At 41.7% G+C, this 13,776-nt stretch carries 12 protein-coding genes and 4 pseudogenes; 9 read left to right on the top strand and 7 right to left on the bottom strand.

The window, feature by feature from the left end; translation table 11 throughout:
- Positions 1-154: 154 nt before the first annotated feature.
- A pseudogene (locus AC3ITG_RS16530) lies at positions 155-998 on the bottom strand (DMT family transporter).
- 769 nt (positions 999-1,767) lie between these two features.
- Positions 1,768-2,367, bottom strand: a complete 600-nt coding sequence (locus tag AC3ITG_RS16535; protein ID WP_489250677.1) for a TetR/AcrR family transcriptional regulator — start codon at positions 2,365-2,367, stop codon at positions 1,768-1,770.
- 192 nt (positions 2,368-2,559) lie between these two features.
- On the opposite strand from AC3ITG_RS16535, the gene gap reads away from it, so the two are divergent.
- The 6 genes and pseudogenes from gap to AC3ITG_RS16565 all read left to right on the top strand — a co-directional run bounded on the left by gap (position 2,560) and on the right by AC3ITG_RS16565 (position 7,540).
- On the top strand, positions 2,560-3,570 hold the full coding sequence (gene gap / locus AC3ITG_RS16540; protein WP_489250678.1) for a type I glyceraldehyde-3-phosphate dehydrogenase: 1,011 nt from the start codon (positions 2,560-2,562) through the stop codon (positions 3,568-3,570).
- 219 nt (positions 3,571-3,789) lie between these two features.
- Positions 3,790-4,029, top strand: a complete 240-nt coding sequence (locus AC3ITG_RS16545) for a NifU family protein (RefSeq protein WP_163753924.1) — start codon at positions 3,790-3,792, stop codon at positions 4,027-4,029.
- 199 nt (positions 4,030-4,228) lie between these two features.
- Positions 4,229-5,218: an aldo/keto reductase gene (locus AC3ITG_RS16550; RefSeq protein WP_053779478.1), complete on the top strand. Its 990-nt coding sequence runs from the start codon at positions 4,229-4,231 to the stop codon at positions 5,216-5,218.
- A 480-nt stretch (positions 5,219-5,698) separates the two neighbouring features.
- Positions 5,699-6,094 (top strand): annotated as a pseudogene (locus AC3ITG_RS16555) (DUF2306 domain-containing protein).
- Between the two features lie 57 nt (positions 6,095-6,151).
- A pseudogene (locus tag AC3ITG_RS16560) lies at positions 6,152-6,244 on the top strand (sugar ABC transporter permease); the annotation flags it as partial.
- A 105-nt stretch (positions 6,245-6,349) separates the two neighbouring features.
- Complete coding sequence (locus AC3ITG_RS16565; RefSeq protein ID WP_489250679.1) at positions 6,350-7,540, top strand: MFS transporter; 1,191 nt, start codon at positions 6,350-6,352, stop codon at positions 7,538-7,540.
- A gap of 161 nt (positions 7,541-7,701) precedes the next feature.
- Here the strand turns inward: AC3ITG_RS16565 and AC3ITG_RS16570 are convergent.
- The 4 genes and pseudogenes from AC3ITG_RS16570 to AC3ITG_RS16585 form a co-directional block, all read right to left on the bottom strand.
- Positions 7,702-8,135: pseudogene (locus AC3ITG_RS16570) on the bottom strand (nitrilase-related carbon-nitrogen hydrolase); the annotation flags it as partial.
- A 329-nt stretch (positions 8,136-8,464) separates the two neighbouring features.
- Complete coding sequence (locus tag AC3ITG_RS16575; protein ID WP_326065453.1) at positions 8,465-8,761, bottom strand: hypothetical protein; 297 nt, start codon at positions 8,759-8,761, stop codon at positions 8,465-8,467.
- 494 nt (positions 8,762-9,255) lie between these two features.
- Positions 9,256-10,392, bottom strand: a complete 1,137-nt coding sequence (locus AC3ITG_RS16580; protein ID WP_489250680.1) for an alpha/beta hydrolase — start codon at positions 10,390-10,392, stop codon at positions 9,256-9,258.
- 114 nt (positions 10,393-10,506) lie between these two features.
- Positions 10,507-11,160 (bottom strand): TetR/AcrR family transcriptional regulator, encoded by a 654-nt coding sequence (locus AC3ITG_RS16585; protein WP_489250681.1) that lies wholly within the window; start codon positions 11,158-11,160, stop codon positions 10,507-10,509.
- 203 nt (positions 11,161-11,363) lie between these two features.
- On the opposite strand from AC3ITG_RS16585, the gene AC3ITG_RS16590 reads away from it, so the two are divergent.
- The 3 genes from AC3ITG_RS16590 (at position 11,364) to AC3ITG_RS16600 (ending at position 12,506) form a co-directional block, all read left to right on the top strand.
- Positions 11,364-11,477, top strand: coding sequence for a recombinase family protein (locus AC3ITG_RS16590; protein ID WP_489250682.1), 114 nt, complete (start codon positions 11,364-11,366; stop codon positions 11,475-11,477).
- Positions 11,478-11,557: 80 nt separating this feature from the next.
- Positions 11,558-11,896 (top strand): hypothetical protein, encoded by a 339-nt coding sequence (locus AC3ITG_RS16595; protein WP_489250683.1) that lies wholly within the window; start codon positions 11,558-11,560, stop codon positions 11,894-11,896.
- On the top strand, positions 11,841-12,506 hold the full coding sequence (locus AC3ITG_RS16600) for an NAD(P)-dependent oxidoreductase (protein WP_489250684.1): 666 nt from the start codon (positions 11,841-11,843) through the stop codon (positions 12,504-12,506). Before AC3ITG_RS16595 ends, AC3ITG_RS16600 begins: the two co-directional genes overlap by 56 nt.
- 750 nt (positions 12,507-13,256) lie before the next feature.
- On the opposite strand, the gene AC3ITG_RS16605 is transcribed toward AC3ITG_RS16600, so the two are convergent.
- On the bottom strand, positions 13,257-13,760 hold the full coding sequence (locus AC3ITG_RS16605; RefSeq protein WP_341177024.1) for a hypothetical protein: 504 nt from the start codon (positions 13,758-13,760) through the stop codon (positions 13,257-13,259).
- Between the last annotated feature and the right edge of the window lie 16 nt (positions 13,761-13,776).

Below are 13,776 nucleotides of genomic sequence, written 5' to 3' on the forward strand. Positions count from 1 at the left end.
CCTTATTATCTAGTGTTCGATAAAATGGCTATCCTGTCCTGCCTGTTAGTTGAATAAAAGCAGCCGATCATATTGATCAGCTGCTTCTTCGTATTCTTGGACTATCGTTTCCCGTTAGTTTAATCTATAAATCTGACGGCTATGATCCTTAGCGTTATCTGGATACAAACTTTTTAGCGAATGCTACGCACAATACGACACCAATGTTTACAAAAAAGATGAGCCATCCAACTGACTCATGTAGAATAAGAGCTGAAAGTAACAAGCCAAAAAATGGCTGTAGAAGCTGTAACTGTCCAACTCCTACAATTCCCCCCTTGTGCAAGGCCTCGATACCAAAATACAAAGCCAATAGCCAATATACATACTAAAAAGCGATACATATACAAGACTTATGAATGAAGAAACGCGTATATCTCCCCAAGATTGCGGCATATACAAAAATGAGAGTAACAACATTACTGGGAGCGATATGATTAATGCCCAGGAGATGACTTTCCAGCCACCTAAACTTCTAGAAAGACGTGCGCCTTCCGCATATCCATAACCACACACAATAATTGATGCCAACATAAGTCCATCCCCCACTGGAGAAGAAGCTTCCCCGCTTAACAAAGCAAACCCTACCACCAAACCACTGTCTAAAGCTGATAGCACCAAAAAAATTGGCCGCGCATTGTTCTCCGCCTCGTAAAACTCCAAAAATAGCGGTGGAGAGAGGCAACAGACCGATATAGATAATGGCATGAGCGGATGTAATATATTGTAGAGCCAGCCCTGTCAATAGTGGAAATCCCCACACCAAGAGCTACAAGAATGAGTGGGATAATATCTCTTCGGACAGGAACCTTTTGCTTGAATAAGAGAAGGAATATACCAGCCAAAATCTCAGCAATTGCTGCACGAGAAACGGTGAGAAATATAGGATCAAAATCCATAATGGCTAAACGTGTTGCTGGTAGAGAACCACTGAAGCTGGTCTCTTGATCATAATCCATCCTGTAGATTGTTAAAAGAGACTAACTTCTACACTTAGATATTAATCTAATCGGAAATGGGAACATGTTCTTGTCTATTTCGGCAATCGGTATAAGTTCTTGTCCTCAGCAGCTAGTTTCAGTCCGATATGTCGTCTTTTTAATACCTAGCCGCTCGTCATAACCTCTCATCATGTCAGTTGTTCCATAACAATGTGAACATTTTCATGTACTATGGTGCATAATGAGGTTTAAATGCATGTGCTTCATTTTTTAGATACATCTAATCGGTAATCGGACTATGTTCATGTCCATTCCGGCAATCGGTACAAGTTCTTGTCCTTGGCTCGGGACAAGAACTTGTACCGATAAATTAAAAAAGCCGCTAAAATAGCGACTTCAATGGGACCATGTTCTTGTCCCTCGACATTCCTTAACGCAAAAAACCCGGAGTACATCCTAGTCGCAGACCGGTCATATGGCAAACATAAACAGTTTGACCGCTACCAGAAACAAGAAAATCGGTAGTGCTTTGTCATTCGGTTCCGCGATCATACCACCTTTCCCCTTCCAACGCCATGGGTATGCCAACGTCCCTTAGGGAAGCATTGAGCAAGATTTGATCTGCCAGTTAGGGAAAAACAAGGCCCTTTCCAAAAACCGGTTGAGTCTGCATACGGTCAATAACCCCGGTTGACCAGCTACAAATACTTTTATGTCGATATACCTCCAAAATGTTGAGGGAGATCATAAAGCATCATATTCTCTCTACGCTTCTAAGCACAACTGATTAACTATTTTTCAAACAACAATTCTGTAAATAGAATGCAAAGCATGCTGTATTCATTTGCATATGTTTATTATCCCCATCTAACTTGCTGAGTAAAATGCCTCCTTCGAGCAAGGAAAAGGCAAATGAAGCAAGTGCATCCGCATTCATATCCTCCTTAAACTCTCCACTATATATTCCGTTAAGAATTATACTCTTTATCATATCCAAATGGTTATGCAGCCCTTGTCTTGCCCGATCTCGAAGTTCCGTATGAGTATCGTCACTTTCTACGGCTGTATTCTGCATAGGGCATCCGCCAACAAATGGTGGATTACCAATAACATCTTCATAAACACGAAAAAAAGCAAGTAACCGCCCTGACGCAGACTGCTCCCGTTCGACCGCCTCAGCAAATTTGCTGTCAACTATACTGGCGGCGTAGTTGTAGGCTTCAAGCGCAATCTCATCTTTATTTGTAAAGTGTCGATAGATGCCCCCCTTCTTAATCCCGGTGTCGGCAATAATATCGTTTAACGATGTACCGGCATAACCTTTTTGATTAAAGATTGCTGCCGATTTCATAATAATGTGCTCTCTTGTTCGATCTCCTTTTTTCATAGGTTCCTCCGAATGATCTTATTCTAATCTAACATTATATCAAATTTTACGGCCGAAACCTTGCCAATGTCATAAATCTTGATATAATAAAGGTACCGATCGGTATCTTTATTTTAAAAACAAACCATTCCAAAGGCAAATTGGACAAAAAAATGGGGAATGGATTTCGAACGAAAACAGGAGGTTTATTCAATGAGTATAAAAGTAGGCATTAATGGTTTTGGGCGAATCGGTAGACTCGCTTTCCGTCGAATTCAAGAGTTAGAAAATATCGAGGTTGTAGCGATAAACGATTTAACTGACGCAAAAATGCTGGCGCATCTGCTCAAATATGATACTACACAAGGCACTTTCCATGGTGATATCGAAGTTCATGTTGGAGCCTTTACTGTTAACGGTCAAGAAATTAAAGTGCTGGCTAACCGCAACCCTGAAGAAATCCCATGGGGCGAGCTTGGCGTAGATATCGTACTCGAATGTACAGGTTTCTTCACCACCAAAGAAAAGGCCGAGCTTCACCTGAAAGGCGGAGCAAATAAAGTTGTTATTTCCGCTCCGGCAACAGCCGACATGAAGACCATCGTGTATAACGTAAACCATGACACACTGGACGGAACGGAAACCGTCATTTCCGGTGCTTCTTGCACAACGGTCAGTCTGGCTCCCATGGCTAAAGCTCTGAACGATAAATTTGGAATTCAATCCGGGTTGATGACAACCGTTCACGCCTATACAGGCAACCAGAATACCCTTGATGCGCCAGATTCAAAAGGAAACTTCCGCGCAGCACGGGCTGCAGCAGAGAACATTGTTCCTTACTCCACCGGTGCTGCTAAAGCCATTGGCCTCGTTCTTCCTGAACTGAAGGGCAAACTTGATGGTGCATCTCAGCGTGTACCTGTGCCAACAGGCTCCGTAACAGAACTCGTAGCCATTTTGAACACGAAGGTAACGGTTGAGGAAGTTAACGCCGCTATGAGAGAAGTATCAGATCCAGAAACATACGGATACACGGAGGACCAGATCGTATCTTCCGATGTTAGAGGAATGACATTCGGGTCTCTTTTTGATGCAACTCAAACAAAAGTTCTAACCGTTGGCGACCAGCAACTGGTGAAAACTGTTGCCTGGTACGATAATGAAATGTCTTACACCGCGCAACTGGTTAGAACATTAGAATACTTTGCAAAACTCGCCAAGTAACATCATTGCAGTTCTTCTTTACCCTAGCTGCAAGCATCAAAAGAGCAGGGTTTATATGCACTGTACGGAAAGCTGCATAAGCAGGAGCAAGATCGGTACTTCCGATTTCTAGAAAGTTATTCCAGGTGAAGAGTTAAGTTTTATCAAGACATGATTGATGAATTAGAAAAATGCGAACAGTGAAGCTGATAGCACAGCCTCTATGAAAGGAGTCATGAAATGAGAGATTCTGAGGAATTGTTCAAAGATGTAGATGATGTATTGAGAAAACTGCGTCCTTATTTAAACCGCGATGGTGGAGATGCCGAATTGGTTCAAGTTAAGGATGGAGTGGCTAAACTAAAATTCTTGGGAGAGTGCAACGGCTGTCCTAGTGCAACGATCACATTGAAGGCTGGCATAGAACGTGCCATTTTTGAAGAAGTAGATGGCATTCATGAAGTCGTTCAAGTCTTCTAGAGAAAGGGTGACCAAACAAACTACTTCCTTGCTGACATACGTTTGGACCTACAATAAGAGCGTAAACCAAACTTGAAACGAATGCAGCTTTATGATGAAGATTGCGCTAGATCCAACAAAAGTATGCGCTTCCGGAAAAAACGGCTTTTCCAAGTGCTTCAAAGGATCACGTTTCAAATCACATTTAGGAGGAACATTCATGTATAATGCCAGCTCCACCCGATATGACAAGATGACATATAACCGTACTGGCCGCAGTGGCCTGCTCCTGCCAGCTATTTCTCTAGGTCTGTGGCATAACTTTGGCGGGATCGATAACTTCGAGAACGGCAGAGCGATGGTGAGAAGAGCCTTTGATCTGGGGATCACCCATTTTGATTTATCCAACAACTACGGGCCTCCTGCCGGTTCCGCAGAAGAGACTTTCGGACAAATCCTGAAGAAGGATTTAGCCGCTTATCGTGATGAACTGATTATCTCCAGCAAAGCCGGATATTATATGTGGCCAGGCCCTTACGGAGAATGGGGCTCCAAGAAATATCTCGTATCCAGTCTGGATCAAAGCTTGCAACGGATGGGACTGGATTATGTAGACATTTACTACCACCACCGCCCAGACCCTAACACGCCGCTGGAAGAAACGATGTCTGCATTGGATCTGCTTGTTCGCCAAGGCAAGGCCCTGTATGTCGGCATTTCGAATTACAGTGCGGAAGATACCCGCAAAGCATCGCAAATCCTGCGCCAGCTCGGAACTCCATGCCTGATTCATCAGCCGAATTACTCGATGCTGTCCCGCTGGATTGAAGGCGGCTTGCAGGATGTACTGGACGAAGAAGGTATTGGAAGCATCGTGTTCTCACCGCTGGAAAAAGGCATCCTGACTGACCGTTATCTAAACGGCATCGCAGCCGATTCCCGTGCCGCCGGACCAAGTGTCTTCCTTTCTGAAAAAGAGCTTACGGATGATGTCCTCGGTAAAGTACGGAAACTGAACGATCTTGCCGCTGCTCGCGGACAGAAAATGTCGCAGTTGGCTCTCTCCTGGGTGCTTCGCGGCGGCAGAGTGACTTCCGCCCTGATTGGAGCCAGCAAGGTAAGCCAAATTGAGGATGCGGTCGCCTCCTTGAATGCACCGGAACTTAGTGCAGAAGAGCTGGAGCAAATCGAAGCCATTTTGCCCGGATAGTTTACTTTTCAATATGGAGGGCGGGGACAAGGTCCCCGCTTATTCTATTCTATCTACAGCCCATGCATGGGCTTGCGCTCTACTGAGCCTTTTCACTCTACTCCTTGTTCATCCCTTTTCATTACAGGTTTATATTCCGGATCGCGCTGATGACTCTAAATAACATGTAATGGAGTTGCGCCATGACGATTAGTCGCAGTCTCTTGTTCTCGCTTAATTGCTGTTTTTTCATTTCACTGTTCACATTCGCCGGTTTCCATTTTGCCCGGTTGCGCAGTCAACGTGATTTCTCGTCGATTGATAGGTAACGCGCCCAGGCTGATGAACACTAAAAGTGCTTTCCGCCTCCTGATTACCGTTGCTGCACACTTCGTCTTCTGGACGCTCTTGAATCGTTTCGCCCTGGATCCGGATGCGTCGGTTTTTTTGAGCCACAAGACCAAGCTCATCCGTCCGATGAATTTACCTGTCTTGCTAAATATGCTGAACGTTCACGTCATCTTCGCCTGCATCGCAATCGCTGCGGGAGTCATAAACTTTGCTAGTGCCAAGCTCCGTAAGTACCGGAAGATGCATCATATTCTCGGCTACGTCTATGTCGTCGCCGTACTGGCCGTATGCATCACATCAGGCTATATGGCTCCTTTTGCGACCGGAGGCAAGGTCGTGAGTATAGCCTTCAATTTGCTTAATATCATTTAGATATTTATAACAGTGAACGCATACTTGCATATTCGACAAGGACGGGTTGATAACCACCGCCGCTGGATGATCCGCAGCTACGCGTTCTGCTTTACAAATCAGATAATACATACGCTTATGCTTCTCTTCATCAACGTGCTGGGAATGAGCTACGAGGTACGGCGAGTGTTATAGGAACGATCGTACTTCTTTTCTTGGCGGCGGAATGGACCATTCGGAGACGAAAGGCTGGCGAGCAGGCTTCGTAAAATATGGCATATTACTTTGCCTGGGATTAAGCCTACCATTGTTATTTTGCTAATTTTACAAATCGGGAAGATGCTCTGATGAATCTTTGATTAAAGATTGATTCCTAATAGAAAAATATCAGTATATCTTTTTTCATTTTCACAGTAGTTATACAAAATAATATAAATAGGAGTGAATATTGTGTCTGTTACCAAATCAAAAGCATTTTTTATTTCCATCCTAGCTTTAGGGATTTTTGGAATCATTAATACAGAGATGGGCATTATCGGGATATTGCCACTCATTGCTGAAAACTTTGGAGTTAGCGTTTCAACTGCAGGCCTGCTTGTAAGCCTATTCGCACTCGCAGTTGCAATTTCAGGTCCTATCTTGCCATTGTTATTCTCAGGATATAACCGTAAAGGTGTTATGCTTCTTGCTATCGGGCTATTTGTGGTTAGTAACGTTGTTTCTATGTTTGCCCCCAATTTTACAATAGCCTTAATAGCAAGAATTGTTCCTGCATTCCTACATCCAGTTTATGTGTCTGTTGCCTTTACTGCAGCTGCTTCCTCAGTTAGTCCAGAAATGGCTCCAAAAGCAATCGGTCGTGTATTCATGGGTCTCACCGCGGGTATGATTATTGGAATTCCAATTGCCTCTTTCATTGCGGACTATGCGAATCTTGAGATAGCGATGTTATTCTTTGCTGTTGTAAATGCTTTAACATTCTTGGCCATTCTTCTCTTTGTCCCTTCCCTTCCCGTGAAACAAAAACAGTCTTATGGCTCACAGGTTCGTATTTTGAAGAAAGGTGTTGTTTGGGCAGCCATCTTTGGTGCAATCTTTATCCTTTCTGGTATGTATGCAACATTCAGCTTCTTTGCAGAGTACCTCGGGCGTGTAACGGAAATGTCTTCAAATACGATTAGCTTAATGCTTATTCTATTTGGTTTAACAGGGATGATAGGTAATTTACTCGCAGGTAAATTACTTACAAATAATGCGTTAAAGACTGCCTTTGTCTATCCACTCGTGTTTGTTGGTAGTTATTTGGTACTATTCTTGCTCGGATCGTTTACTGTTCCCATGATACTTCTTATTGCTTTCTGGGGCGTATTGTTTACTTTTGGCCTTAATATCACCCAGTACATGATCACTTCATCCGCGCCCGAAGCACCAGACTTCTCTAATGGTCTGTTCGTAGCGTTTTCAAATCTTGGAGTTACCATTGGTACAATGGTTAGTGGTGCATTTATCAATGGCATGGGTATTCAAAGCGTCATGTGGGTAGGAATTGTCTTCTTGTTACTTGGGTTCTTATCTATCCTATTATTTATACATCTTACCCGTAAGTCCAATATAAAAGATGCATCCAAGTTAGCAGCTTGATATCTCTCCAACAAAAAAGGTCCTGAAGCGTTTGGTATTCCAACCTAACGATTCAGGACCTTTTCTATTTATCGATCAAGGTTTTTAAAAGCAGGTGCTCCTAATTGTGGAGTTGAAGTGTTTTTTGTTATAGTTCTGTGCTTTTCCAATCTACAATTTGAAATCAAGCCACCTATTCTGCTGAACGGGGTATTGATGACATTTAACGTACTGCCATCCCCTTGCCCCCACAGGATACGTTCGGAGCCGGTAGGAACCAGCTTACGGTGCTTGCCCAGTAAAGTCCCGTCCGGCCTGATATAAAACATTATACAAAGTGCCCGTACTGAACTCCTGATCCCTCTCTAACACGCCGATAATCAAATAAACTTCCAATTCTTTTGCCAATTGGCCCAACATTTCAGTTTCGGATCCTGGAACGTCAATCGAACTTTCCCAGTAGCGCTGCCAATCTTTTCTCCCTTCCACTTTACGGCTGCATACCGAAGCTGAGACCCCGGGGATACCCGGGCAGGAATATCTCGGGGAACACGATCAGTTGCGCTCCTTGTCCGGCAGAGCTCCAAGTCCCGTCCCTGTTGTGAAGATGGTCCAATCCGTGCCGCTTTCGAGCAGACGAAATTAAACTATTTTAAACATTAAGTATTTTATAACATACTAAAACTCATATACAACTCTGAATTCCCGTCACGGAATTCGAAGTTGTATTTAATAAGTTGATTTTCGACTTTTAGAAACCATATTTTAAGGATATATCGAGCACTGTTACGCTTCCTAATTAGGCTACAGGAATATCGATAAAACCAGCACTGTCGGTATGTACTTTTAGAGAATTTATCATCACAAGCAAATAAAATAAGTTACGGTAACCTAATCCTTGAGTGTTCATGCGTCCGAAGCATCCCATTATGGTCATTTTGGACATTATTCGAACAGCTGATGGAACAAACTCTTGTGTAACAACTCGTCTTCATCATACTCCTCATCCTCGATCCCATGCTTCTGAGAGTCCATTAACGAAGGATGAAGAGTAGGTATAAGCAGGCCTATCCGTTTCTCAGCCAGCCCGACTTCGCCAGCTCGTAAGCATCCTGTTATTGGATCTATTCGCTCCAGCCGGCTGAGGTAATTCTCGTAATGATGCTCGAAGCTAAACGGCAGCATCTCACCATTCACTCGGTCTGTTCGTCCGCATTGAATCATTGGGTGTCTGTTATGCATATCGACGCGCCCGCTCAACGATATCCTTTTGATATGAATTCAGACCAATTTTCGGGTTAAAGAACGATTCAATCGACGCTACATAAACTGCTGGTGGAAGTGATGGAGATGCAATTAATGCTTTGTGTGTCAATTTGTAATTTATATTGCACCATTTTTAAACTTATTTTGCGTAAGAATACACAAATAGACAATAGCTTGTATCACTTAGTTACAAGCTCCTTTTTGTACTAAAGTCCCCTTTATTGAATTAACCCTGTGTGATCTTATGCGACGTTGGTATGGATGTTTTAGATTCATTAGTATAAATTCATTTGGTATGAGAAGTTTGTTTTCAAGTGTGTTTTTCAAGGTGAAAACATCGCTTATCATCTCAAGTAGAAAAACAATGCCTGAATTAGCGAGAGAGCCGATAACTGCATAATAGGGTTATCGGCTCTATGTCTGTACGGCTAGCTCTTTGACATGCGTTTATCAGCAACCTCTCGGTTATGTCACTTGTTGCTGGTCTTCTTGATCAAGTCCACGCCATCGTATGCCAGACTTTCCACACTTGCAGCCTTCTGCAGTATGTAATGATCAAAAAAGTTCTTCGTATAGTCTGTAACAAGATTTCGCATCTCCATAGCATCCCGTTCGCCTCTGAGTTCCTCATTAACACTAGTAAACACGATGTCGCAATAATCTAAATGCGCAACACGATCAACAGAGAAATAATAGGTTTCCATGCTATTGTTAGCGCCAATTATCGCATTCATGTTATAGTTAGGTTCACAAAACAGTAGCAAGAAGGGTTTCTTAAGGTCGCTGCCCTGAAGGCCGAATGCACCACTATCCAAGCCAATTCCGCAGGCGAACCGCTCGTCGTCCCGGCAAACCATCGCCGTCGTAAGCCCTCCATAAGAATGTCCGACTATGCCCATGCCGATGTCAAGCAGCAATCTTCCCTTAAAGATCGAATTCAGATCTCCAGAGTCCAGTTTGTAAAGATAATCGGCTACATACCTTACATCTTCTGCCTGTAATTCACTATACTCTGTTACCTTGGCAAGTATCGGCAGTGTAAGCACGTTACGGCACATCTCAATGGCAGTTTCATCGTCAGGCCGCATCTCCATCTTACCAGCCAACGCCAGCATCTCCGGATCTTCAGATAACGCCATAATGACATCCGAAAAATCCTTTGATACATTAAACAGGCGCCTATCTTTACGCTTATACATCGTGCTATTCTGATGGCCAATGCTCACCACAACATATCCCATGCTTGCCAAGTCTGTACAGATCACTGTACCCCATTCTGGAGAACCGCCCCCGCCGCAAACATAGAATAACACCGGATAGCGCTCTTCCTTTCCGGAGAGAGCAAGGTCGTCGTAACACTGGGTCTTGATATCTATAGAGAAAACATCCTTCAACGCAGTGATAAGTGGCTGCTCATTAAACATCTCGTAGACCTCAGGAAACATGTACGTTGATGTAGTCTTACCTTCGCTACTGTCGGACGGATAGTACACAAACGCCGTCAGTTCTCTTGTTGAGTGATCTGATGCCGTGTACTCCAAATCCATCTGAGTCCGGCTGACAGTATGGCTGCCAATGGGTTCTGGAAATGCGTCATACGTTTTCATTTTCTTGTTCCCCCTTAATTAATAAAAGTAGCGAATGTGAAATACATACATTGTGCTATAAGCTCTTTTCAAAACTGTGAAACGATTACATCCTATCTTCAGTGAATCATATATCTACTCCTTGGCTTTCTTGAGAACAATTTCAGAATATTTATGATCTTCAAGCAGCCCATGACCCATAAAGTCAGCAAAGTACTTGCTAATCTTATGTTGCAGGTTAGAGTCCTTAATATCGAATTCCCTAAAAAACATGACTAAATTAAACTGCATTGACTCAAACATAAAAGAAATCAGGTCGTCGTCAAGATCAGGTCGGAGATATCCATCAACCCTCATTCGGCGTAAAATGTCCTTGATTAAGGGGAATGACTCGCCCTTTAGCACATTCAGATATATTTTAAGCAAGATGTTCTCAGGAATGTATAAAAATGTTTCAGTGAGTTTGATTTCCAACTCATTCAGTGGCTCTGTCACAATGCCATTAACGTTACCAAATAAGCCAGTAAGGAAAAACTGGAAAAGGGAATCTTCATTACTGTTATTAAAATACGCAGCTCTTTTCTGGGTCACATTACGTATTAAGAGACAATAAAGGTCATCCTTGTCTTCAAAATACCGATAAAATGTTCCGGGGTGCATGGACAAACTATCCAAAACCATCTTCATAGTTAAATCCTCGTAAAGATGATTAACAAAAAGATGCATAGCGCTATTAGATATTTCCTCGCGCCTTGCTTCATCTAAACGAAAGAAAGTATTTTTTGGCATAGATTACTCCTTAGTGTATAGTGTGAATTGATTCACACTATACCGATAATACATTCACATGTCAAGGAGTATTTGAAATATTTATATCTTTATAAAAGATTAAAACCATTACATAGAACGTTATCCTTCCTAAGGATAAGTTAATGGAGTTATATTGTTTTTTAATATGATACAATCATAGAGAGGTGAAAATAATTAGTGGTGTGAATAAGAAAAGAGAAGGATTGACAGAAATTTTAGATTTTTGTCCGAAAGGAGACACTTTAATTGTCTGGCGCTTAGATCGTCTCGGAAGAAATATACAAGTGTTGGAGTAAAAATTACTGCTTCTTTAAATGACGAGCATCAAACGGGTTTTATTAGAAGAATGGTATAGGTTATGAAAGGTGGTTTAGCAATGAAGATTCTCATAGTTGGCTATTTTAGCGAGACTTCAAAATCAAATATTGCAAGGTATTTTCCTGAAGACTGGAACGTTGTAGTTGCCCCGCCCGGAAAAGAAATGCTGCATCATATTGAAGATTGCCAGGTAATCATCCCTGAACATATTAAAGTGGATCATAGCCTGCTTTCTATCGCAAAAAAATTAAAATTGGTCCAGACAGGTGCAGGATTTGATAATGTAGATGTCCCTGCCTGCCTGTACACAGCTCGGCATTTGGGTGGCCAATGCTGCAGGAGTGAATGCACAGGCAGTGGCCGAGCACGTAATGGCACTGATATTGTCTTATTATAAAAACATACCGTATCTTGATACTTTCATGAAAAACAAGATGGATGAAAATCAATTGGACTATACAGGGAGTGAATTACAGGGCAAAACGATTGGGATTATCGGTTTGGGCGCAATCGGAAAAAAAGTAGCTGCGTTTTGCAGGGTTTTTGATATGAATGTGCTGGGTTATTCGAGAACTGCCATTGTACAATCGGACGGTTTTGTGAAAATGACGGATTTCGATACTCTTGTAAGCACATCGGACATAATCAGTGTACATATACCCTTGAATCAGCACACCAAACAGCTGATCAACAAAGCGACATTCAAGAAAATGAAGAATACCACTCTTTTTATCAATACAGCTCGCGGCGGGATTGTCAACGAAAGAGACTTGATTGATGCATTAAAAAAAGGGGATATTTCAGGCGCATGCCTGGATGTGTTTGAATCTGAACCGCTTCCTATTGACAGCGAGCTCCGGAATCTGGGTAATGTGATACTTACTCCCCATACAGCAGGAATGCCTGATGGTCGGAAATTTCATAAAAAAAGATATGATTTCTTTATAGAGAATATAAAACGTGTAGAAAACTGTGAAGAGCCTGAAAGCAAGCTCAATCAGTTATGATAGTTTTGGTGCAATAAAAATCGATCGCCCCCTACTCCCTTACCTTCAATGATACCAATCTCAGCAGCTTTTTAATTTCGATTGCTGCATAGGATACATCAATATCTTTAAATTCTACAGAAGATGAGTTGCTTTTGTGACTAAGTTATTTACTGGTATTCTTAATAGGACTCATTGGGACGGTTAAATGGTTACAAAACAGGGAGCAGTGATGATTCACTAGGAAGACTTCTGCATAGAAATCCATTTGGAAGAAGATGATGCACGTACAAAGTGACTTCTAAGTCTTTGGCAATCAGATGATTCTCTTCATATTTCCCACTGGACAAAATTTCTCAATGTTGCTACTTGATTCCACTGCTAGATAATTCAATATAATAATCGAAAATTCATTGTGGCGTGTTCAAGTGTAACTGTGCCCATACATACCCCATTTCTGCACCTATTGTCCATTAGTTATTTGTTAACCTCAGCTCAGGAAAATGAATTTGTTCACCAAAATTAAAAACCTCAATTTTAGCGAATTTTGATGCTATTGGTGTTTTTGTCACGAGACATTATTCCACCACACTTTATTCAGATAACAATCTAATCCGAAATGACACAATGTTCTTGTCCTTTTCGGCAATGGAACCAAGTTTTGGGACAAGAACTTGGTTCCTTAAAACAAAAAAAGCCGCTATAATAGCGACTTGAATGGAACAATGTTCTTGTCCCGCGACATCTTTACTTAAGCTCTCATGTTCTGACTTAATAAGAAAGATTATTAATGGTTTTTATAAAATCTTCTTTCATCTTTGTATCATAAGATTTAGGCAGGTTATTCAGCAATTCATCCACCTGTTTTTTGAATTGATTGATTTGTTGTAAATCATATTCTCCTCGTACATACGAAGAAAGCACCTTAAACATGGATTCATTAACCATCGCCACTTTGTCATCAAGGATTGAGGATTCTAGATTCGTTGAAGCCATAGAATTCTCAAATTTAATATAAGAATTCATTGCAAGGTTTAACCGCTCTTTTGCATTAATAAGAATATTCGTATTTTCAGATTTAGAATTTTCAGCTTTTAAAGTACCTATCGATTCACTAAAATAAGTCAATCCATGAATAAAGGTTCTATAGGCTGAAGGATCTCCAGATGCATAATCACGTTGTTTATTTAAATGATTGTTATACGAGAGAATAACGAGCAGTACATTCAGAAAAATGGATGCAATCAGAACGAGTTTATAGGAGTTTTTTCTCATTTCTACAGTCCAATCA

It is taken from the genome of Paenibacillus sp. GL_099_B (genome assembly GCF_057835695.1).